The organism is Levilactobacillus tongjiangensis, assembly GCF_003946345.1.
GTDB lineage: Bacteria > Bacillota > Bacilli > Lactobacillales > Lactobacillaceae > Levilactobacillus > Levilactobacillus tongjiangensis.
In genome coordinates, this window is the sequence record NZ_RHNY01000005.1 from 1 (window position 1) to 23,773 (window position 23,773).

The following is a 23,773-nucleotide window of genomic DNA, read 5'->3' on the forward strand; positions in this document are numbered from 1 at the left end:
GGGTTTGATACTAAGTATCAAACCGCCCTACACATATTTGGTTTGTCGAAACAATGTTCAGTTTTCAAAGGTCTACCAGTTATTAACGAAACGATTAACGCTCCGTGACAACTTTTAAAGTATATCATGCTGTCAAAATCCTGTCAATCAATTTTTAAACAACTTTTTGAATAAATATCGAAGTTATCTGAATCAATTGAATAATTATTCTCAACAACGTTTACTACTATATCAAGAATCAAGCAGACCGTCAAGCCTTTTTTCAAATTCTTTAGTAGTGAAATCTCGTTGCTGTCATAATGTTTGTTCCGGTTAATGACAACAAAAAATAGTTTACCAATATCCAGCCGTCCGGTCAAGGGTAAAATGAATATTTACTGAAATAAATTGCAACTTTACCCGTTAACGTCGCCGATCAATCCCCGCTAATCACCCAAAAACCCCCACTACCGGCAATGGTAGTGGGGGTTCATTCGTATCTATGGTCTACTTCAATTCAGGTGCATCGGTCTTATAGTCCGTGGTCTTACCATCATTCTTAGCTAAAGCACTCGTCTTTTCCTTCTTTTCCGCCTCAGCCAATCTCTCCATGGCTGGTTTGTACTTATAAGTAAAGGACGACTTATCAACCTTGGTAAAACCAGTCGGCTTGTAGAACCGCAACAGGTCACCATAAATCACCCGATCAGACAACGAGAGTTCCGTCGTTACGTGGTTCTGCAAGCGATCAACTGCTTTCTTCTGAGCCGTCGTCAATTTCAGAACGTCCCCGGTCTTCGTATCATAGACAGTTCCCCCAAGCTTGGTGTACTTAGGTGAAACAAAGTTACCATTCCGGAAAGCAACCGTCTGATTCCGATTCTTAGCCAGCAAGTCTTGACCAAACTGCACTGTATCCGTGTTCTTGACCCCCAACAGATCTAATAACGTTGGCAAGACATCAATTTCTCCACCATAGGTGTGATTGATGCCCCCTTTGAGTCCGGTAGCGTGAATCATGAACGGTACCTTTTGGAACTGAGCCAGATCAAAGTTAGTGACCTTACTCTTCCCTAACAATTGTGCAATGGCTGGCCGGTGATTATTGGAAATACCATAATGGTCCCCATACGCCACAATCACACTGTTCTTGTACAGCCCCGCCTTCTTCAAGTAAGTTAAGAATTCAGCAAAAGACTGATCCAAGTAATGGGCCGTCTGAACGTATGGATCCACAGTCTTGTCCCCAGTCTTAGTAGCTGGGAAGTCCGTGTTCTTCTTATCTAGTTCATATGGGTAGTGGTTCGTCAACGTAATCAGCTTTGCATAGAACGGCTGTGGTAACTGTTCAATGTATTTTGCCGACTGCTTGAAGAAAATCTTATCCTTCAGTCCATACCCCACGGTATAACCGGACTTCTCCGTATAGTAACTGGAACTAAAGAAGTATTGATAGCCCCATGACTTATAGGTGTTGTCCCGGTTCCAGAAGCTTGGCACATCCCCATGGAATGCAGCCGTCGTATACCCAGCCTCCTGGCTCAGAATAGCCGGCGCTGCCTGGAACGTATTTTGCGTCCCATAGGTCGTCATTGCTGACCCCTGTGGTAACCCAAACAGAGAATTTTCCAACATCATTTCAGCATCAGAGGTTTTCCCTTGGGCAACTTGATTGTAGAAGTTGTCAAAAGAAAGGGTGTTCTGATTATGATAGAACTTATTTAGAGTCGGGGTGACTTCTTTCCCACCGACCTTATAGTCGAGCAAGAACTGTTGGAAACTCTCCAAATGAATGATAAAAACGTTCTTGCCCTTTTCCTTACCGTAGTAAGAAACATTAGGACTGACCCGATTCTGTTTGAGATACTTCAACACACTCTTCATATCACTGGCATTGGCACTCGCCCGCGTTGCGCTTTCCTTTTGTGTCTGGTAAGCGTTAAAGGCCGCGTACTCGTTCAAGCCGAGATACTTTACGATATAGTTGTTGTCAAATGTCCGCGTCAAGAGTCCTGACCGGTCAGCGTTCGCCATCCCGAACTCAGCAAACATGAGACCAAACGATAGAACTGTGATTGAGAAAGCATACCGCCGCTTAAATGGTCGCGCATCAATACGAATCACGTGCGTCACCAGTAACACAATCAAGACAATGATATCCAGATAAACAAAGAAATCATATAAATGGGTAATCTGAGCCATACTCTTCCCCAGATTATTTCCAACATCACTGGATCCCTTCATGATCCCAAATGAGAGAAAGTCCGAGAATTCCCGGTAATAAAGGACGTTCGCAAAGATCCACGTCGACTCTAACACATCGATGATCATCATCAGCCAGTAGGCCAACCGTCCCCGGAAGTAGAGGGCAATACCAAATACCAATAAAGTTGCCGGTAGTGGATTGATTAGCAGTAGAAACTGTTGCACACTCCCCTTTGCACCTAAAGTGAATTCGGTTTGATAGGCAATATAAGTCTTTACCCAAAATAGAACGATGACTAGCAGGAAGAAGCCCATTCGAGTATTCAACCAGTTGGTCTTCCGTTTAAAAAAGTTCGCCATGAGACAGCCTCCAGAAAATAATTAACATTACTACAGTATAGCTGATATCGAAGGGTAATCAATTCGATTCAATAACCTTTGAAAAAATTCAATGTTTAGCCTAAAAAAAAACAAAACTATGGCACCCATAGTTTTGTTAGTTATCCGTCAGTAAATCGAATAATTCGATAGCGACTAAATCAATGTTATCAAACTCGAAAGTTGTTTCCGGATTGTGTTCGGTTAATGTGTAAGTGTGGGTCAGTTGGTTAAATACGACCGTAGCTTGTTCCACGCCTTCTTTTTCAAAACGACGGGGTTGTGGCTCGTCGGTAGCATCCTCTTGCATCGCCTTTAAGCGATTGATAATGCCAATCAGTTGAGATTCTTCCATGGTTGGTCCCCTTTCTAGCTTTCATAATGATTTTACCAAACTTGGGCCACTATGGCACGCCCAAATCCAGAAAATCTTAGTCATTTACCTGATTCTTCTCTTCAACGACTTTATCTGGACGGATTACCATCGCAATGAGACCAGCGAGCATCCCCAAGTAATAGGTCAACAGACGCCATAAAATCATCGCTAGGACTAATTTACTATTCGACGTGATGTAACTTCTAAAAATCATTTCGAAGCTATACTCCGCTCCCCCAGAACCTCCTGGAATCGGAAATAGTGAGATTACCATCACGATTAGAATATGCAGACTGGTTACCATCACAATGCTGGCCGACGTGTAGCCGAGCGCTAGCATAATAAAATACGGAATTAAGTAGTAAAACATCAGTTGGAAGAAAGTAATGACAAAGACTCGTAACATGAGTTTCCCTTGGCCACTGATACGAACACTCTCCGCATAAAACGAATCAATCTTTCCGTTGATGTTAGCTTCCATACGGTCAAACCGTGTCGGTTTCATAAACCATCGCATTGGGTACAGGACGACACCCACCATCTTTTTCGTGAACGCGTACCAGAACATGACCATTAACAGACCAACAATCACCGCAAAGTGAATGGTAAATCCGAAGACGACCAACCAAGCCAGTGCGTGCAACTTATCCTGAATGCTATGGAACCCAATCAACAGCGCAAACAGGAAGTTGATGACAATCATGGATTGGTACACCACAAACTTCATCAACAGGACCGAACTAGCTTTACCCGCGTCGACCCCGGTCTGCATCAACGCAATCAGTTGGGCTGGTTGCCCACCAGATGAAAATGGCGTAATCCCATTGAATAATTGTTCGACCATGGGAATCCGCAGGGCGTCTTTAAACGTGAAGCCTGTGATGCGGTCAGAAATGAAGACCTTTACGATCCACGCTTCCAACCCCAAGTAAATCAACATACACAAGACGGCGACCCCAAACCACCAAAAGTTAATGTGCACGAAATCATTGATTAAAACTGAAAACTTAATGTCACGGAGTGAATAGGCAAAAATGGCAATCCCCAAGAGTAACATTACAGCTAGTACCCATTTATTTCGACGTGACATTCAGTTACCCCTCTTTAGCTTGTTGCTGATAGAATTTAAGCCAAATCTCCGCTAAATGTTCTTCGGAGTATCGGTTGGCGGCTGCCAGACTCTTCTGACGCCAATGTTCTAGAGCAACTTCATCCGTCGGTAACGTTTGAAGTTGCGCATTCATTTCATCATAGTCCTTGGCTGGTTGATAGTCCCCAGCAATAATCGCCTGGTACAGATCCAAGTCCCGCAACAAAACGGGTGTCCCCGTGCTAAATGCCTCTAAAACCGACATGGGGAATAATTCATTGAACGATGGTAGCAGAAACAAATCTGCCATATCATAATAATCAACGAGTTTGTCTCGATCAACGATTCCCGGGAAGCTCAAGTTAGCTGGTGGATCATCAACAACCTTCTTCAGCGCAGCGTAACCATCCGTCATCCGCCCAAACGAAAAGCCCCCAGCCCAGATAAACTGGAGGTCTGGATTGTTCCGAGCGAGCTTGATGAAGTCAAATAACCCTTTGCGTTCCTGAATCTGACCAGTTCCCAAAATTGTGAACCGATGATCATCATACCCATACTGCTGTCGTAACGCGACCTTTTGTTGGCCATCTACCGGATAAAATTCATCACGACTAACAAAATTTGGAATGTACGTCACCTTTTTTTCAGGGATTCCCGCCACCACTAACTTCGGAATAAACGTTGGATTGACCACCACGATGTGATCCATCCGTTTGTAAAAGGCAATCACATACTTATAGAAGATCGCCCGAAACGGTTGGGGAATCTTAACACTGCCCTCCAACGTTTCCGGGAGAAAATGGACGTAGCCCACCTTGCGGCCCCGGTGTGGGAGAAACGTCGATAAATAGTATGAGAAATTAATCGTGTGATAGTGGGTCAAGTCGACCCGGCGGTACTTATTCACGGACACATCAAACTCGTCACTCAACCGGGTGCGCAAAAGATTCATGAGTTCCAGGTAAGCACTCCCCACACCCTGACCCTTGACGGAATCGGCTGCAGAAAACATGTTGATTTTTAGCATTCAAAAACTCCTCTAATCAGTAAAGTCCGGGGTATCCTCGTGGGAGCGCTCATAGCTAGCCTGTGCGTCCTGATAAAATTCAATCACGTGTTGCCCAAACGTATCCGCTGAAATCTCAGACAGCGTCCGCGCCAACAAGTCAGGATCCTGCTCTTCATCCCCATGAAGCAGGTAATCAACCACATTTTTAATCATGGTCTCAGTCGTGCGGTAGGTCACGCCTAAAGTTCGACTGGATAATAGATCATCCGTATACGGACTGGTCATAACCACGATTTTAGTACCGGCCGCCATGGCTTCGATATACGTTAATCCTTGCGACTCCGAATCGGAAGACGACAGGAACACGTTGGCCATGTGATAATAACGGAAAACCTCATCGTTATTGACCTCGCCAGTGAAGGAAACGTGGTCAGTCAGACCAGCTTCTTCCGTCTGCTTGACCAGATCTTCATGAGCTGGGCCTTCCCCAACAATCAAGAGTTGGGCGTTAGGCACCTGTGCTAGAATCTGCGGCATCGCGGCAATGCTGGCCTTAATGTTCTTCTCATAGGCCAACCGGCTCAGTGATAAAATGACCGGCGTATCGGGCTCGTAGCCCAATTGCCGCCGTAAGTTGGCCGTATCGGGTTGCTCGTACTGGTGTAAATTGACTCCAGTCGGAATCACCCGAATCGGTGCCTTGACCCCATAATCAGTTAAAGTCGTTAACACCCGGTCACTGGGTGCCACCACCCCAGTGAGATGATAACAAAAAGCTAACGTCCCCTGTTTAACGTGAACGGGCTTAAGAATCTTGCCATTCGCCACGTAGTGTAGATAATCTTCATACATGGTGTGATAGGTGTGCAGGCATGGAATCTCCAGATTCCGTGCCACAAACTTACCGATCCACCCCATCGAAAACTCGGTTTGGGTGTGGACCACATCCAAATTTAACTCCTTCGCAATCTGATAAGCCTGAAACAGCCCCCGGACAGCGATTCGGCGGTCAGTAAAGGACACGAACGGAATACTCTGGAACCGAAAAACGTTGCGTTCATAAACATTCTTCTCAACGTGTGGGTCGGTCGTGGTGAATATGTAGACCTGATGGCCTTGCTTTTCCAGCTGGTCCCGTAACGTCTTAATAGACGTTGCCACCCCACTTACTTGAGGGAAATAGGTATCCGTAAATATGCCAATGTTCATCGCCAATCCCCCTTGATTTTGTGCTTGATTAAAAAAATAACCAGTATCTCTATTGTACAATCAACACAATTATATGGGTTTGCCTAGGTGATTGCAAACCACAACTGGCTACATTAAATAAAAAGAACGCTTCCAGAGATAGGCTACTCCAGAAGCGCTCTATTATGGCCTTATTTTCGCCTAAGTGAAACTACCCATGTACTGGTATAACATCATTTAACCACGTCTGGTGCGACCGCTTGGACCATCGTGATAACCTCCTGGCTAGTGCTGGCCGAATTTAAGACGGTTTCCACTAAGGACGCCAAGTCATGGGCCTTCAATTGCCCAATCAACTCACGCGTCCGGCCAAGTTCATTGGCTCCCATTGAGAACTCATCAAGTCCCATCCCCAACAATAGCGGTACGGCAATCGGGTCACCTGCCATTTCGCCACACATCGCCACTGGAATACCGGCCGCATGACCGGCCCGAATAATACTATCGATCAACCGTAAGACGGCTGGATGATAGGGTTGATACAGGTAGGCCACGTCAGGATCTGTTCGATCTGCGGCTAACGTATATCCAATGAGATCGTTGGTTCCAATACTCATGAAATCCACTTCTTGGGCAAAGCGGTCCGCTAAGATTGCTGCTGCTGGAACTTCAATCATCATCCCCACGTGAACTTGCCCCAAGGGAATATTGGCAGCCGTCAGCTGCGAACGCTCATCATTGTAAATAGCTTTGGCCTGCCGAAACTCATCCAGCGTTGAAATCATTGGAAACATAATATTAAGGTTGCCGTACGCCGACGCCCGCAAGAGTGCCCGCAGCTGACTGCGAAACATTTGCTGATGCGCTAAGCTTTGGCGAATAGCTCGTGCTCCCAGGAATGAGTTTTCTGTTTGACCAGCCACCTGATACGGTAAGGATTTATCCCCACCGATGTCTAGTGTCCGCATGACCACGGGACGTGGCGCTAATTTCTGCAAAATATCACGGTACGCCACGAACTGTTCGTCCTCGGAGGGTAATGAATCGGTCTGCATATAGAGGAACTCCGTCCGGAACAACCCCACTGCCTCGGCACCACCTTGAATAATGGCCGGCAAATCGGCAGCCGTTTCCATATTCGCGGCCAGCAGAACGTCCACCCCATCCTTCGTTAAGGTACCGTGATTCGGCTGTTCCGCTAGCTTGGCGGAATTGGCACGCTGCTTGGCCATCGTCACCTTAGCATGGTAAAGCTCGGCTGAACTCGGTCCCAACGTAATGTTGCCTAGCTTCCCGTTCATCACGATTGTTTCGCCATCCCGCAGTTGCGTGGTCGCTGTTTGTGCGCCGACCACCGCTGGAATGCCCTTGGCCCGGGCCAACAACGAAACGTGCGCGACACGACCACCCAAGTCCGTAATGATCCCCAGGATATTCGACATGTCGGTTGGAAAGGCCTCATTAGAGACCAGTTCATGGGCCACCAAGATAACGGGTCGATCAATCAACGCAATATCAGGTAACTTGACCCCCAACAAATGAGCAGTCAAGCGTTTCGTCACTTGGTGCAGTTGGGTCAACCGTTCTTCCAAATATGGATTATCCTGCAACGGCTGGTCGACTGTTTCTAGTTGCTCGACAGCTCGACTCAGTGCCACCTCAGCGTTGAGTCGTTGTTCATTAATAATCTGCTCAACACGTTTGACGAGTTCAGGATCCTTTAACATGGAAATTTGGTGACAAAAAACCTGAGCACCATCAGCGCCCAGGTTCTTCGTTACGCGAGTTTTAATCGTCTCAACTTCCGAGGTAGCAGCGTCAAGGGCCTGATGGAATCGTGTCAATTCGTAATCAAGATTTTTGATTGACCGGGGGGCACAGCTGAGGTCTGGATCAACCAGTCGGTAGACCGGCCCACAGACCACACCGTCACTCGCGGCAATTCCCTTGAGCATCGCTCTCATTAGTCAGACAAACCCTCTTTTTTCATTGTTTCAGCCACAGCACTCATGGCGTCAGCTTCGTCATCACCGTCAGTCGTAATGGTAATGTCAGCATTTTGGCCAACACCCAAGGACATAACACCCATGATAGACTTCAAGTTAACGGACTTGTCTTGGTACTGCAAGCTAACTTCAGAGTTGAACTTGCTGGCTGCTTGTACTAATAAAGTTGCGGGACGTGCATGGATTCCAGTTTCTGCTGTAACATGAAATTCGCGTTTTTCCATAATTGATCGATCTCCTTTAAGCTTAGGTTGACTACTTACCGACATAACCCGCCTTGACCTTGCGCATTGGCCAAACAACCATTCCACGAGCTACGCCTACCTACTAAGAATATCAATCTCAGCAGTAAATTACAAGCGCTTCATGAACCGCTTACATGAAAAAATTAAGATTCCGCATCTTCACCAGCGTCATGATCGTAGTGATAGATGAGTTGGCCGTTCTTTTCAGCCTGACCCACGACTCGCTTTCTGGTTTCAAATGCCATGAAGGCCCGCTGAAACGCGGGAAACTCAGCGGGCGTTACCGTAAAACTATCTATTTTCTTATCCTTTAATTGGTTCATTAAATCGGTATAGTCTTTATCCAACTCGCCACCCCTATTCTTGATGCCTTTCATATTCTACGGTGAAAATCGCCTTAGGTCAAAAATTTAGCAATTTCTCAAAAATGTGGTCGTCATTTTAGCATTCTACCTACGAGAGTGCTAAAATGTAGTCGTTCGCTGGAAATAGCCCAGCTACCGGGATTCATCTGCCAAACAAAATACTTGCAAGGCGAGTTGAACGCGGTATAATGTGGTCAATGGTCAAGAAAGGTCAAACGGCTTTTTGCAACGACCGCGTGGGGTTTCCCACGAGAATTCCAGGCAAGAAAGGAGACGACAAGATGCTATGTCAAAATTGCCACCGCAATGAAGCAACAATTCACCTCTACATGAGTGTGAACGGGCAGCGGCAACAAGTTGACCTATGCCAAAATTGTTACCAACTGCTTAAGCAGCAACAAAACGATTCTGGAAATGGAGGTGGCCGTATGGCACAAGATCCATTCGGCTTTGGTAACCTGGATGATATTTTCCGGGCCATGCAAGGCGGAAACAATAACCAAGCAGATTACCGGCAATCTTCCGCACAAAACGGTCAGCCAACCCAACCATCCGGCGGTCAGGGTTCCGGCGGGAAGGGCCTACTCAGTCAGTACGGCTTAAACCTGACGCAACTCGCTAAGGATGGTAAGATTGACCCCGTCATTGGTCGGGACAAAGAGACGGCTCAAGTCATCGAAATTCTCAACCGCCGGACTAAGAACAACCCCGTTTTAATTGGGGAAGCCGGTGTTGGGAAGACTGCGGTCATCGAAGGTCTTGCGGAACGCATTGTCGAAGGCAACGTTCCCGAAAAACTTGCCAATAAACAAATTATCCGCTTAGACGTCGTTTCACTGGTTCAAGGAACCGGGATTCGAGGTCAGTTTGAACAACGGATGCAACAATTGATGAAGGAAGTTCAATCTAGTCCTGATATCATCCTGTTCATTGATGAAATTCATGAAATTATGGGTGCTGGAAATGCCGAAGGTGGCATGGACGCTGGCAATGTTTTGAAACCCGCCCTCGCCCGCGGCGATTTCCAATTAATTGGGGCGACGACGTTAAACGAATACCGCGACATTGAAAAGGACCAAGCCTTAGCACGGCGGTTCCAACCCGTAACGGTGGACGAACCTAGCGCTGACGAAGCGATTGAAATCTTAAAGGGTATTCAAAAGAAGTATGAGGACTACCACCACGTTCACTACACGGATGACGCCATTGAAGCCGCCGTTCGGTTATCCGATCGGTACATCCAAGACCGTTACCTGCCTGACAAGGCCATTGACCTATTAGACGAGGCTGGGTCTCGGAAGAACCTGACGATCAACGTGGCTGATCCAAAAGCGATTGATGAAAAGATCAAGTCAGCTGAAGACCAGAAGCAAGCAGCTTTGAAGCAGGAAGACTACGAAAAAGCCGCCTACTACCGTGATCAAGTCACTAAGTTAGAGAAGTCCAAGGAATCCGCAACGAACGCGTCTGATAACCAGTCCGCTGAGGTCACCGTCAAGGACATGCAGGACATCGTTGAAGAAAAGACGTCCATCCCTGTTGGTGAATTACAGGCTAAGGAACAACATCAACTGCAGAGCTTGGCCCCTGACCTTGAGAAACACGTCGTTGGTCAAAATGAAGCTGTCGACAAGGTTGCTCGAGCTATCCGTCGTAACCGGATCGGTTTAAACGGAACGGGTCGACCAATTGGCTCCTTCCTGTTCGTTGGACCTACTGGTGTTGGGAAGACGGAATTAGCTAAGCAATTAGCTAATGAGCTCTTTGGTTCAGCCGATGCAATGGTACGTTTCGACATGTCTGAGTACATGGAGCCGCATTCCATTTCTAAGTTGATTGGGTCCCCACCTGGCTATGTTGGCTATGAAGAAGCGGGCCAATTAACCGAACAAGTTCGGCGCCACCCGTACACGTTGATTCTGTTGGATGAAATTGAAAAGGCGCACCCGGACGTCATGAACATGTTCTTACAAATTCTTGACGACGGTCGCCTGACCGACTCACAAGGTCGGACTGTTTCCTTCAAGGACACGCTGATCATTATGACCAGTAACGCCGGTACCGGAGATGCCGAAGCCAACGTTGGTTTTGGTGCCGCCGCTGAAGGAACCACCCACTCAGTCTTGGGCAACTTGACCAACTACTTCAAGCCAGAATTTTTGAACCGGTTCGACGATATTATTGAATTCAACTCACTCAGCAAGGAAAACTTGATGAACATTGTTGATTTGATGATTGGCGACGTTAACCAGATGTTGGCTGGCCAAGGCCTCCACATCCACGTAACGGAACCCGTTGAAGAGCAACTGGTGGCTAAGGGTTACAACCCTGCCATGGGTGCGCGACCACTCCGGCGAGTGATTCAAGAAGAAATTGAAGACCGTATCGCTGACTTCTACCTCGACCACAGTGACGTTAAGAACTTAGTTGCTAAGATTGAGGATGGCAAGATTACTCTGGCCGCCGATAATGACGCCCCAAAGCCTTCTGCTGAAACTAGTGACGATGCTTCATCTTCCAAATAAATGACTTTTAAAGAAACGGTCGTGCTGTGACGCGACCGTTTTTTTGTTGCCCAACATTCCGTAACATCCCCTCCCAGCATCACCGCATACCTGTAATCTACGCAAATTATCTTCATATTTTTGTCTCAACTGCTAAATTCATCACCTATTTCAACCGGTCTAACCGTTCACCTCACAATCTCACTGCCAACAATCTGATCTTATGGCCATCATCGTGGGTCTCGCAACACAGAGTTATCAGTCGCGGTAAAGAACTGCTCCCTGACCGTCTTCCAGTCCCAATGTAGGGCACCAACCCACCTACCGTTGGAAAAAGGCCTGCCGTCAACGGTTGGAATGCGGTATACTGTATTTTAAAGGAAACTTCTGGAGGTGAACTGACATGGCATTTTTTGACTGGCTACGTAATCTGATTGAACCTAATCAGAAACGCCCCGCTCGGCGACCACGACACGCCATTCAACGACCACAACGGTCACTGGATTCTGCCCCACATGAACCGACGGTAACCCCAGCGCCAAGTGCCACGCCCGTTACCCCACCCATTCAATTGACTAAAAATCCTGATTTTTACGTCTCTGAACAACCGCAAGCTTTGCCCCAAGCGACGTTAGTTATTCGCTTAGTGGATATTCATGACCAGGCCCTCCAACCGGCACTTGTGCTGACAGGTAACCTGGGTAGCTCGGTTCATTTTCACTTTCCCGAAATCTCAGGCTATGCGCTCTGGGACATTCACGGGTTCACGCAAGACTTCATCTCCCCCTACGGTCTGACGACGTTAATCTATGACCGTTGCTGGGGCCAACCGGTGATCAGCTACTTAGTCGACTTCGACTCCGGAAAGCTGTTACAGCTTCCCGTAATTCATCGCGGCCGGTTAGACGAAAGCTTCTCCCTAACCCCTCCTGACCTGGCCAACTACCATATCTTTCAAGCACAGGGCCGTCAACGGGGCATCTTTACAGATCAGACCCAACAGGTGGTTTACTTTTACCGACGTAAGTCCTGGCAAACGGTCCAACGCGTTCATCAATTTGTCCGTCTGACCACCGACCATGACGTCTTCGACGAACCAGCCGGCCAGCTCTACGGTTACCAGTTCCCGGCAACCTCGTTGTGGCGCCTATTTGGCATCATCACGCTAACCGATGGGAGCGTGTGGTACAACCTAGGTGGTGAGCAGTGGCTGAACGCAACCGAGACGACCACCCAGGACCACCGGCAAACGACGCCGGAATTGCCGCACCGTCGTAACTGGCAACCCCAACCATTCAACCAGATGGGAACCGTCGATTACGTGCCGGGCAAGTCTGTCTCCTACTATCAGGAACCTTACGGTGAAGTGGCTGGTCAACTTAAGCATGGCACCGACCTAGACATTCGTGTCCGCATCGTTGATGACCAGCGTCTAGTCTGGTTCCAGATTGGACCAGACGCTTATATCAACGCCCGTTACGTGAAATTAGCCCCTACTGAAACTATCTAAACTTGAACGAAAAAAGGAACCGTCAAATTCTTTAAGCGAATTTGACGGTTCCTTTTGATTTGCCGGTAGGAAACCACCGTTGCGGTGATGATTTCCTCAAACTTTCTAGTCCAGTTCGGCCCGCAATCGTGCTGGGCGTTGCTGCTGGACACGTTTCGTTAACTCTAACACCAGTGTTGGCAAGAACATTCCTGGAATCACCACCAACCAAGCAACCGCTGGTAAGGCGACGAGCCCGAACATTGCTTGGAGCCCGGGTACCGTGGCAATCAGGATCACCAACGCTACTGCCAACAAGAGGGACCAATTGAGCACCGGGTTGCGGCGCAGACTCCCTAGCGTCAGCGGCTGACGATCTTTGATAGCGTAAATATCAATCATGGACCCAACAGCCAGCACCAGGAAGGTCATCGTCATCCCGACCGTGGCTTGATTATTGGTCAGAACGAACCGCCCAAGGGCGTATACACCAAGTGTCAGGAAGGTAAATGTCGTTGCGCGAATGGCCAACCGACTCCCTAACCCACGGGCGAAGAGACTTTCTTCGTTGGCGACTGGTGGTTGTTCCATCGCTTCCTTTTCACCCGGTTCGCGACTAATGTAGAAGCCAGGAATACCATCGGCCAACACGTTGATCAGTAAGAGCTGTTCCGCTATCAGCGGGGCACCCCAACCCATCAGGACCGCACCAACCATCAAGAAAATCTGAGCGAAGTTCACGCCAACCAGGAATTCCACGGCCTTCAAAATATTTTGGTAGACCGTTCGACCTTCCTTAACTGCCGCGATAATCGTTGCAAAATTATCGTCGGTTAACACCATATCTGCAGCACCTTTGGAAACTTCGGTCCCAGTGATTCCCATAGCGATTCCAACATCAGCTGCCTTCAATGCGGGCGCATCGTTGACACCATCTCCAGTCATGGCGACCGTCTTACCAGCCTGCTGCCAGGACTGAACAATTCGAATTTTATCGGTTGGTGACACTCGAGCGTAGACCGCAACATTCTGAATCTTTGCTGCCAACTCATCATCCGTTAACGTTCGCAGTTCATCGCCTGACATCACCAGTTGACCAGGTGTCAACAGACCAATTTCTCTAGCAATTGCTTCGGCCGTCACCATGTGGTCCCCCGTGATCATCACGGACTTGATACCCGCCCGTTTGGCTTCCCGAATGGCAGGAATGACTTCCGGCCGGGGCGGATCAATGATTCCCACCAGACCAGCAAACGTCAGATCAGTTGCCAGGCTCGCCCACGCTACTTTGGTGGTCGTTGGCACGACTTTGTAGCCGACTGACAGAACACGAAGTGCTTTCTGACCAAACTCATCATGAATCCGCTGGGCCTGGGCCTGTTCACCCTGGCGCCAAGCTACCGGTAACCGGTCAAAGGCTCCTTTCACAATGACGAGCTGTTCATCGTCAGACAACCGATGAATTGTCGCCATCGTTTTCTTAGTAGAATCAAACGGATCTTCAGCAATCCGGGGTGCGGCGTGTTCAAAGGCTTGCCGACTATGATCATGACTCGCCAACCACCGGACGATTGCTAATTCAGTGGGGTCACCGGTCGTCTTTTCCTCACCAGCCACGACCTGAATCTCAGCGTTCGTCGCCAAACCTAAGTACTTCATTAGGTCGGCCCCCGCTGGTGACAAATGTTCCGCAGCCATTGGATTCTGGGTGTTCGGTGTCCAGTATTGGGTAATAGTCATCTGATTTTGCGTCAATGTCCCCGTCTTATCGGAAGCAATCACATCGACGCCCCCAATCGTTTCAACGGCGTTGACCCGCCGCATGATGGCATTACGCTTGGCCATTCGTTTGACCCCATGGGCCAGGCTGATGGTCACGATAATCGGTAACGTTTCGGGAACGGCCGCCACAGCCAGTGAAATACCAATCATTAAGCTATCCGCCATCCCCTGATTTTGCATCCAAATACTCAGGGCAAAAATAATGAACCCACCAATAATAGCAAAACTGGTCAGCCAGCCGGAAAGCCGGTTCAAACGGCCCTGCAACGGAGTGGCCCGCTTCTTCGTCCTATTCAATAGGCCGGCAATTTGACCCAATTCAGTCGCCATTCCCGTTGTAACGACCTGAATCACCGCTGTCCCAGCAGTCACAGCCGTTCCGGAAAAGACCTGATGAGTATCGCGTAACGCTGTGACGTCCGTCAACGTCTCTTTCGTGACTGGGACACTTTCCCCAGTCAACACAGCTTCATCTACGGCCAAGTTTGTGCTGGACAGAACGATACCGTCCGCGGGAACTTGGTCTCCCGCTTTCAGCAACACAAGATCCCCCGGCACAACATCTTTCGCTGGCACAGACTGGGCAATCCCTTCCCGCCGAACTGTTGTGGTCGGTAAGCTCATGGATTGCAGCGCCGCCAGCGCTTTTTCGGCCGAAGCCTCCTGGTACATCCCGATCACCACGTTGATGACCAGGATAGCACCGATAACCAGCGGCTTTGTCCAGCCTCCACCCTGAGCCACGGCCATGTACGTGGCTAGTCCCACCGCGAACAGTAAGACTAAGGAAGAGACGTCACTTAAATGATGGGCGACTTGTTGCCACCAATGTGGTTTCCGTGCTGCCACCAATTCGTTAGCACCAACCTGAGCCAATTGCAGCTGTGCTTGTTGCGTTGTCAGCCCATCTTGACCCGTCAATTCTACGTTATTCATCTCTTTTCTCTTCATACCATTTTCCTCCGTCGTATAAATGAATCACCCGATTAATTACTATATACTTATTAAAACGAAAAGTTTTGTATACAGTATGGACGAATTGTGAAGATTCCTAGAAATTCAAAAAAGCCGGTGAAGGATTTTCATGAATCTTCCGTACAAGCTATTTTATAATGGATTTCATAGCCTTTAGTTGGCAATAAAATTCCGGGTGAGCCGAGAGGCAGCCAGATTTGGGCTCAGGCGCGTCGTTCTGCTTTGTCAGTAGGTACTTTCCCTACTGGCTTAGCAGAAGACCAAGCTTGGAGACTCGAATCTTTCGAGGCTTCAAGTTGCGTCCGCACCGTTCCAGCCCATATCTGGCTGCCGGTAAGCCGGTAAGCCATACTGCATTACACACTACTATCGTGGTTGTGACACGCTTTAAGTAGCATTCACACTATTTATAAGCCTTCAGCAGAAAAAAGGACTGGCCATCTGCCAGTCCTTTACGCTATCGCTAAAGCTTATAAGTTCTTGTCCATGTTGAAGGTCAACTTCGACAGAGTCAGTCCCTTTTCAATTAAGTCATTGGTAAACTTCGTCGTAGTTGCTCGCATTGCTGCAACCACCTGATGATTTTGCTCAGTCAAATAAGCGGTGAGTTCATCGCCACTCAATTTTTGAGCGCCTGCCAAAGTGTTTGCTACGTGCGTCCGCAAGTCCTGCTTGGCTGCCGTGACGTAATCCGTGTCTTGTTCAATGAAGTTCCGGTAATGTGATTCAACGATCATCGACAACTTCCGGTACATCCAGTAAGCACTCTGGTCGTCCAGATGAACTGGCGTTTCACTGTAAGAAGGATCCGTGTCAGTGACGTTCGCAAAGAATGGCACGTACGGACTGAAAGCAGGCACCCCAAAGCACAGCCAGAAGATGGCTGAACTTTCAGCGGGAACGTCATTTCTCAGTTGTAGGACGTGAGAGTTCTGCGTCCGGTTCATAGAAATTGGCCGGAACTTCTTCCGATCAGCTTCTGGTCCCTGACCCAGTGGATCATACTTGGTTTCGTTGTAGTGCGAACTCAAAATGTATTCCACATCTTCCACACTAATCTTGTGGCTGGTCCGGCAAATGAATGGCAATTCGCTGGATTCTGGATCCTGTTCAATTTCTGGATTCAACACGTGTTGGCCAAACCAGACCCGCGGTGTGTTATAGTGACGATCCTTTTCCGTACTCGTCCCAAAGATATGCCGGAAGTTCCAGCCGTTTTGGTCCGGGTTCAGATGGTTCGTTGTCACAAATTCCTGAATCCCGTCGGAGAACATGAAGTTATCGGGATCATCAAACGTCACTTGTTGAATGGCAACCTGATTAGCAGCCACAGCGTAGGCGTCATCAGGAATCCGTTGGGCAACCCAGTGATGACCGGTAACGATTTCCATGTACCAGACTTCATCGTGGTCGGAGAATAGTACCCCGTTACCTTCAGGTGAACCATACTGTTTGATCAAGTTACCCAAGTAACGAACGCCATCCCGAGCAGAATTGATGTAGGGAAGAACCATCGTCTGCAAGGAATCTTCGGCGAGACCATCGGCAACGAGCGGATCGAAGGCCAGCGCTTGTGGATTACCATACACACTTTCGGTGGCACTCATTGCCACGTTCTTCTCGTTAAAGCCACTTTCGGCGTAAACCCCTTCTTTATCAACCTCAACGTTGGGTGTTGCCAAGTAGCGGTAACCAGCATTAGGGATCGGTGCAGTAAACCCATTTTGGTTCGAGACCCAGGTCCGTTCTGGTTGATCATGTTCGGCCGGGTGAACGTAAAATCGTTGTGGTGTCAGTGGTAAGAAGGTGTCGTCGTTCCGGGCGATCATCGTGGACCCATCCACCGTGGCGAGCTTCCCCACCAGCACTGTGGTACATGCAGAAAGATGCTTTGCTGCTTTCATGTTAAATATCCAACTCCTTTAAAAGTTCTACAAGCAATAGTGTACCCCTTTTCTCGCGGCAAGACTAGCTTCGGCTTTTAACCCCCACGTCATCAAAATGGTAACACTTTCAAAAAAAGTGTTGACATTAAAAACGAATTGTCTAAAATAGAGTTGTAATCAATTGAGATTTATTTCACAACCAGCTACTTGTGAATACTATCTCAATAAAAACTTGTTTTGGGAGGCAACATTCATGAAAGTTACAGTTGTAGGTTGTACACATGCGGGTACCTTTGCCATCAAGCAGATTTTAGCAGAACACCCAGACGCAGAAGTTACCGTTTACGAAAGAAACGATAACATCTCCTTCTTGTCCTGTGGTATCGCCCTTTACTTAGGTGGCCAGGTCGCCGACCCACAAGGCCTGTTCTACTCCAGTCCCGAAGAACTGAAGAGCTTGGGTGCCAACGTTCAAATGAATCATAACGTCTTAGACGTCGACCCTGACCAAAAGACGGTAACGGTTGAAGACTTAACTTCACACGAACAAACCACCGAAAACTACGACAAATTAGTCATGACCTCTGGTTCATGGCCAATCATCCCTAAGATTCCTGGCATTGATAGCGACAAGGTCAAGCTTTGCAAGAACTGGGGCCACGCACAACAATTAATCGAAGACGCCAAGAGTGCCAAGCATATCACCGTCATTGGTGCCGGCTACATTGGTGCTGAACTGGCTGAAGCTTACTCCACCACTTTTCACGACGTTACCCTGATTGATGCTATGGATCGTGTTATGCCTAAATACTTCGACCAAGAATTCACTGATGTTATCGAAAAAGATTACCAAGATAACGGTGTCCAACTCGCCATGGGTGAAACCGTTCAAAGTTTCACGGACAATGGTGACACGGTGACTATCAAAACAGATAAAGGCAGCTATGATACCAACCTGGCCATCCTCTGCATTGGTTTCCGGCCAAACACCGGTCTCTTAAAGGGCAAGGTCGACATGGCCAAGAATGGCGCTATCATTACCGATGACTACATGCGCTCATCCAATCCAGACATCTTCGCAGCCGGTGACAGTGCCGCCGTCCACTACAACCCAACCCACCAGAATGCCTACATCCCCTTGGCTACTAACGCCGTTCGTCAAGGAATCCTGGTCGGGAAGAACTTAGTGAAGCCCACGGTGAAGTACATGGGCACCCAATCCTCATCTGGACTGGCCCTTTACGGTCGGACAATTGTCTCAACGGGATTGACCTTAGCCGCTGCTAAGATGCAGGGCATCAAGGCAGAACGGGTTCTAATTACCGACAACTACCGGCCAGAGTTCATGCCAACGACCGAACCAGTCATGATGTCACTGGTATTTGATCCAGATTCCAAGCGAATCCTGGGTGGTGCCTTGATGAGTAAGTACGACGTGTCACAGTCTGCTAATACCCTCTCGGTCTGCATCCAAAATGAAAACACAATTGATGACCTGGCCATGGTCGACATGCTGTTCCAACCAAACTTTGACCGGCCATTCAACTACCTGAATATTCTGGCACAAGCCGCACAGGCGAAGGTTGCCGAACTCGAAACTGCTAATTAACCACTAAAAAGATGAGCCACCCTTTAACGTTTGGGTGGCTCTATTTTTGCTTATTTTTAGATGCCTGTTAGGCTGGTTATAACACCGATACCATCTGGCAATCCAATGTGGTCTTCCGCCTTACCGGCCGCCAGATATGATCTGGAACGGTGCGGACGCAACTTGAAGCCTCGAAAGACCCGAGTCTACAAGCTTGGTCTTCCGCTAAGCCAGTAGGAAAAACACCTACTGACAAAGCAGAACGACGCGCCTGAGCTCATATCTGACGACCTATCGGCTTACACAGCATGCCATTACCAACAAAAAATGCTCCATAAACCTGTAAAAAATTGTGTACGTGAGATTCTCAGCATTTATTACGTTAAACCACAGGCGACTTTGGAGACACGGATGCTTCATGGCTTCAAATCGCGCGAGCAGCCCGCCCTTTGGCTGAGGCGTCCCCTAGCAGGCTGAATCTCTGACCACCGGAGTGCGACCAATTTAGCAGCCCAGATACGTGGCAATAATGGATTGACGCCACCCATTTATCTTTCCGTTCACTTCGTTTGCCCTAGTCTAAGGGACGTCATTTAACGTCCATGTCATGGTTCCTTCATAGGTTCCTTCTGCCGCCCCACTATTGATTTCTAATAATAAGCCCTGGTCTTCACTCCAGTCAGCAGCCACATCGGTCACCACGTCCGTATCGGCTGCCGTTCCTTGACCCACAGTGACTGGCACCTCATTGATGACAGTTGGTCCGTTAGCATCGTAGTAGGACAGTTTCCCAGCCAAACGCCTGCCATTGGCTGTTTGAAATGGTGTGCTGGTCACCTGAACCACCCATTTAGCACCAGCCTCGCGGGTATCCAAGACCTGGACCCGCCAGTCCCCGGACCGTTTGATGCGTTGACTCTCCCCCGTCAGCGTGACGTCGCGAAAAGTACTGGCTTCCGCGACGGACTGAAAGACCAACTGACGGGATACTGTCAGCGTATGGGTCAACGTGTTGGAGACATTACCATAGGGATCCTCCACCGTGAGCGTCAACCGATTGTCCCCCGCCTTTAACAATTTTGCTGGAACCGTCATCGTAAACTGACCGCTTGAGTTGTCCGTGCCCGCAGGTATCTGAAAGTCTGTCAGCGCAGTCCCATTAAGTTGCGGATGAACCGTGATATCTGTATTCTCCAAGTGAACGCCATCCGGAATGACCACCTGCGCGTTCACCCGACCATCGACCCCCGGTTTCACCGTCTGGCTATTACCAGAAAGCGATAGCAAATGCAGCTCGAATTTTGGATTAATGATCACCGCTGGGGTAGTCGCCGTGACCACCCCATTGACTGCCTTAAAGGCACTACCAACGGCTGGGACAGGTGTCGGTACCTCAACGTCGGCCGCCACTCCGGTCAGAGAAATGGTAGCGCTTGCATTTTTATCAGACAGTGCTTTGGTTAATTGATAGCTAAGCGTTTGCCCGCTCAGTCCTACCAATGAAATCTGATTACTAGATCCGTCAGCATAGGTGATAGTCGCTCGCTCATACGTGAGGTTTTGCGGTAAATTCAGCTCGGCAATCACATCCTTCCACGACTGCTTACCAGCAACGTAGGACAACTGATACGTCAGTTTAAATGCATCCCGACTCTTCAGAACGTCATCATCCGTCAGCGTTTTACCAGCTGTCATATTCGTAAGGGTTGCTTCTGCCTCGGCGTCAACGAGTCCCGGAACTTCTTCGAACACCACCAGGTTATTCTCATAGCTGTCTCCCGTAGCCCCGGTAAATCCCCAGCGAATCTGACCGCTGTTGTCGGGATCGATTTTTTTGCGATCCAGTTGTACAGTGGCGGAATGACCAACTTGGTCCGTCCCAGTAATGGGGTTCTTATCATCAAACGTGTAGGTCATCTGCTGCGTATTTGCCTGCCAGTCCAAGCTTAAATGATGCCAGGAGCCGTTGGCTAACAACGTGTAATCACCGTTGATCACCCCATTGTGGGTCTGAGTGGCGTAATAACCAACGCTATAAACTGGCAACCAGGTAGAAGTCCGTTGCATCTCATAGGTATCCTGATCACCCGGATAATTACTGGCAATGTGGGGGCCCTTCAAGCCAAGGTCAAATGAATCGGCATCCCCAGCGTTGCCGTAATTGGTTGACGTATTCAGATGCGTATCAAACTCCAACGCCCAACTATTTTGAATGGCTGACTGGGCCAACTTCTCCGAGGTCGTTTGCTTTTTATCCGTATCAACGCCCCATACACCTAGCGTTTCTCCGGAGACCGTCTTACCAAAGCTGGGCGTCGCAGCTAAGCCACGGCGATCATTTTGAAAAACCAATGCCATCCCGTCAGCTGCCTTCTTCCCAGTATTCCCGAAGTAGAGCCACATTGAGGCCGATTGATTTTGATCCAGGTGAAAAAAATTATCCGCCGTCGACCAGAGGGCTCCAAACTGCTTCTTACCGTTGGTGACCTTAGCCGCCTGAGTCCCAGTAATTGCTGGGTTAGTCGTTCCCACCACCGCAGCCTGATTATTACTAGTCGTCCCTGGGGTGAAGATATTATCCAAGGAAATGCCCTGGGGAGCGCTTCGTAGCGCTTGATCGAAATCTGCGTCTGCCTGCGCCACCACCCCCGTCATTGCCAGTACCCCAACACCAATTAACAGCCCCCACCATTTTCTGACTGTCATCGCAATCGCTCCTCTCTACCCCTGAAATTGTGGGCAGCAATGGTGTGCCCCCATAATGATTCTGCAAATAGTTTAGCACGATTTTATTTATAACAAGTTTTTTTGCCAATTCTCGTAGATAGCCATTCGAAACTTGACCGGTTATGTAAATAATCCGTAACGCCATTGTTAATAGCGACCAGCCAACACTTACACGCATTCGCCACGGTACGCAAAAATGGTTCCAGAAATCTTGATCAGATTTCCAGAACCATTTTGTTGCTGCTAGTTTAAATGGTGTCCTCTTAGACACTTAATCTCTAATTAAAGTTTGGCCGTCAGTTCAACGTCAGGATACTTATCCTTGAACCAACGTTCAGCAAATTGGTTTTCGAAGAGGAACAGTGGCTCGCCATTGTTGTCCTTCACCAACAGGTTCCGGGATGAAGACATCCGTTCATCCAGTTGGTCGGGGTTGATCCACCGGGCCGTCTTCTTGCCCATTGGTTCCATGATAACTTCTGAGTTGTACTCATTTTGCATCCGGAATTGGAAGACTTCAAACTGCAGCTGCCCCACGGCACCCAGAATGTAATCGCCAGTTGAGTAGGAGGTGTAAAGTTGCACGGCCCCCTCTTGCACCAGTTGATTGATTCCCTTATGGAAGGACTTCTGCTTCATCACGTTCTTAGCTGCGACCCGCACGAAGAGTTCAGGCGTAAACTGTGGCAGCTTTTCAAACTTGATCTTGTTCTTACCAGTATAAATGGCATCCCCAATTTGGAAATTCCCCGTATCGTAGAGGCCAATGATATCCCCAGCAACGGCCTTTTCCACGTTCTCACGGGTATCCGCCATAAACTCGGTCACGTTGGAAAGCCGTAATTTTTTCCCAGTCCGTTCCTGCATCACGTCCATGCCACGGTCAAACTCTCCGGAGCATACCCGGACGAAAGCAATCCGGTCACGGTGATTGGGATTCATGTTTGCTTGGATTTTAAAGACAAACCCAGAGAACTCTGAATCGGTTGGCGCCACATCCGTATCCTCTTCAGTGTGATGAGAGGCTGGTTGTGGGGCATACTGGAGATAAGTTTCTAGGAACGTCTTAACACCAAAGTTTGCCAACGCTGACCCAAAGAAGACGGGTGTTTGATCCCCACTGGCAATTTTGGCTTCATCGAATTGGTTACCAGCTTCACCGATCAATTCCATGTTATCACGAGCATCTTGGTACCACCCGTCATCCTGTAAGTCATTTGGTTCAACGAGGTCACCCTCATCATTTAATGGCAAGTATTGATGGTCCTCATCGTCCGGACGGAATAAAGCCACGCGTTGGTGGTAACGGTCATAGAGGCCCTTTAATTCACGACCCATCCCGATTGGCCAGTTCATGGGATAGCCTTCAATGCCTAAGACATCTTCAAGTTCAGCAATCAGGTCCATCGGATCCCGACCATCTCGGTCCAGCTTGTTCATGAAAGTGAAGATCGGAATTCCCCGCATCTTACAGATTTGGAACAATTTCTTAGTTTGTGGTTCGATCCCCTTAGCGGAGTCAATCACCATGACCGCGGAGTCAACCGCCATCAACGTCCGGTACGTATCTTCAGAAAAATCCTCATGTCCTGGGGTATCCAAAATGTTGATACGCTTGCCTTGGTAGTTGAACTGCATCACGGAACTCGTGACCGAGATACCCCGCTTCTGTTCAATTTCCATCCAGTCAGACTTGGCGAAGTTTCCACTCTTCCGGGCCTTAACGGTACCGGCTTCCCGGACAACGCCTCCGAACAGCAGGAGTTGCTCAGTAATCGTCGTCTTCCCGGCATCGGGGTGAGAGATGATGGCAAAAGTTCGGCGCTTAGCGACCGCTGATGCTAATTCTTTTTCGTTCATATTTTTTCCTCACAAAATTTTATTTTCGTTTTTAAGTTTATCCAGTGATTTTCAATTTTACACAGCGCTTTGATTTTAACACATTTAGCGGCACAATTCACTGTTTGTTGGGCCGAGCCAC

Annotated in this window: 15 protein-coding genes; 3 read left to right on the forward strand and 12 right to left on the reverse strand. The window is 48.5% G+C overall.

The window, feature by feature from the left end; all coding sequences use genetic code 11:
- Positions 1-486: 486 nt before the first annotated feature.
- The 8 genes from EKM75_RS03600 to EKM75_RS03635 form a co-directional block, all read right to left on the reverse strand.
- Positions 487-2,544, reverse strand: coding sequence for an LTA synthase family protein (locus EKM75_RS03600; protein ID WP_125692219.1), 2,058 nt, complete (start codon positions 2,542-2,544; stop codon positions 487-489).
- 136 nt (positions 2,545-2,680) lie between these two features.
- Positions 2,681-2,917 carry a YkuJ family protein gene (locus EKM75_RS03605; protein ID WP_125574787.1) on the reverse strand — a complete coding sequence of 79 codons (237 nt, stop codon included), beginning with the start codon at positions 2,915-2,917 and terminating at the stop codon, positions 2,681-2,683.
- 76 nt (positions 2,918-2,993) lie between these two features.
- The gene (locus EKM75_RS03610; RefSeq protein ID WP_125692221.1) at positions 2,994-4,028 is read right to left on the reverse strand and encodes a lysylphosphatidylglycerol synthase transmembrane domain-containing protein; all 1,035 of its coding nucleotides are present in this window, start codon (positions 4,026-4,028) and stop codon (positions 2,994-2,996) included.
- Between the two features lie 4 nt (positions 4,029-4,032).
- Positions 4,033-5,055 carry a glycosyltransferase family 4 protein gene (locus EKM75_RS03615; RefSeq protein ID WP_125692223.1) on the reverse strand — a complete coding sequence of 341 codons (1,023 nt, stop codon included), beginning with the start codon at positions 5,053-5,055 and terminating at the stop codon, positions 4,033-4,035.
- A 12-nt stretch (positions 5,056-5,067) separates the two neighbouring features.
- Entirely contained in the window at positions 5,068-6,246 is a 1,179-nt protein-coding gene (locus EKM75_RS03620; RefSeq protein WP_125692225.1) for a glycosyltransferase family 4 protein, read from the reverse strand.
- Between the two features lie 212 nt (positions 6,247-6,458).
- Positions 6,459-8,189 carry a phosphoenolpyruvate--protein phosphotransferase gene (gene ptsP / locus EKM75_RS03625; protein WP_125692227.1) on the reverse strand — a complete coding sequence of 577 codons (1,731 nt, stop codon included), beginning with the start codon at positions 8,187-8,189 and terminating at the stop codon, positions 6,459-6,461.
- Positions 8,189-8,455 carry a phosphocarrier protein HPr gene (locus EKM75_RS03630; protein ID WP_125692229.1) on the reverse strand — a complete coding sequence of 89 codons (267 nt, stop codon included), beginning with the start codon at positions 8,453-8,455 and terminating at the stop codon, positions 8,189-8,191. The genes ptsP and EKM75_RS03630 overlap by 1 nt, the downstream gene beginning before the upstream one ends.
- A gap of 164 nt (positions 8,456-8,619) precedes the next feature.
- Positions 8,620-8,823: a hypothetical protein gene (locus EKM75_RS03635; RefSeq protein ID WP_164508722.1), complete on the reverse strand. Its 204-nt coding sequence runs from the start codon at positions 8,821-8,823 to the stop codon at positions 8,620-8,622.
- 299 nt (positions 8,824-9,122) lie between these two features.
- Between EKM75_RS03635 and EKM75_RS03640 the strand changes: the two genes are divergently transcribed.
- Positions 9,123-11,366 carry an ATP-dependent Clp protease ATP-binding subunit gene (locus tag EKM75_RS03640; RefSeq protein WP_125692231.1) on the forward strand — a complete coding sequence of 748 codons (2,244 nt, stop codon included), beginning with the start codon at positions 9,123-9,125 and terminating at the stop codon, positions 11,364-11,366.
- A gap of 382 nt (positions 11,367-11,748) precedes the next feature.
- The gene (locus EKM75_RS03645; protein ID WP_125692233.1) at positions 11,749-12,855 is read left to right on the forward strand and encodes a MucBP domain-containing protein; all 1,107 of its coding nucleotides are present in this window, start codon (positions 11,749-11,751) and stop codon (positions 12,853-12,855) included.
- Positions 12,856-12,960: 105 nt separating this feature from the next.
- Here the strand turns inward: EKM75_RS03645 and EKM75_RS03650 are convergent, their stop codons facing one another.
- Complete coding sequence (locus EKM75_RS03650) at positions 12,961-15,567, reverse strand: cation-translocating P-type ATPase (protein ID WP_125692235.1); 2,607 nt, start codon at positions 15,565-15,567, stop codon at positions 12,961-12,963.
- Between the two features lie 494 nt (positions 15,568-16,061).
- Complete coding sequence (locus EKM75_RS03655) at positions 16,062-17,495, reverse strand: C69 family dipeptidase (RefSeq protein ID WP_125692237.1); 1,434 nt, start codon at positions 17,493-17,495, stop codon at positions 16,062-16,064.
- A gap of 235 nt (positions 17,496-17,730) precedes the next feature.
- Between EKM75_RS03655 and EKM75_RS03660 the strand changes: the two genes are divergently transcribed.
- Positions 17,731-19,086, forward strand: a complete 1,356-nt coding sequence (locus tag EKM75_RS03660) for an FAD-dependent oxidoreductase (protein ID WP_125692239.1) — start codon at positions 17,731-17,733, stop codon at positions 19,084-19,086.
- 558 nt (positions 19,087-19,644) lie between these two features.
- Here EKM75_RS03660 and EKM75_RS03665 read toward each other — a convergent pair.
- Both EKM75_RS03665 and EKM75_RS03670 read right to left on the reverse strand, forming a co-directional pair.
- Entirely contained in the window at positions 19,645-21,771 is a 2,127-nt protein-coding gene (locus EKM75_RS03665) for a lectin-like domain-containing protein (RefSeq protein ID WP_125692241.1), read from the reverse strand.
- Positions 21,772-22,074: 303 nt separating this feature from the next.
- The gene (locus EKM75_RS03670) at positions 22,075-23,652 is read right to left on the reverse strand and encodes a peptide chain release factor 3 (RefSeq protein WP_125692243.1); all 1,578 of its coding nucleotides are present in this window, start codon (positions 23,650-23,652) and stop codon (positions 22,075-22,077) included.
- Positions 23,653-23,773: the final 121 nt, after the last annotated feature.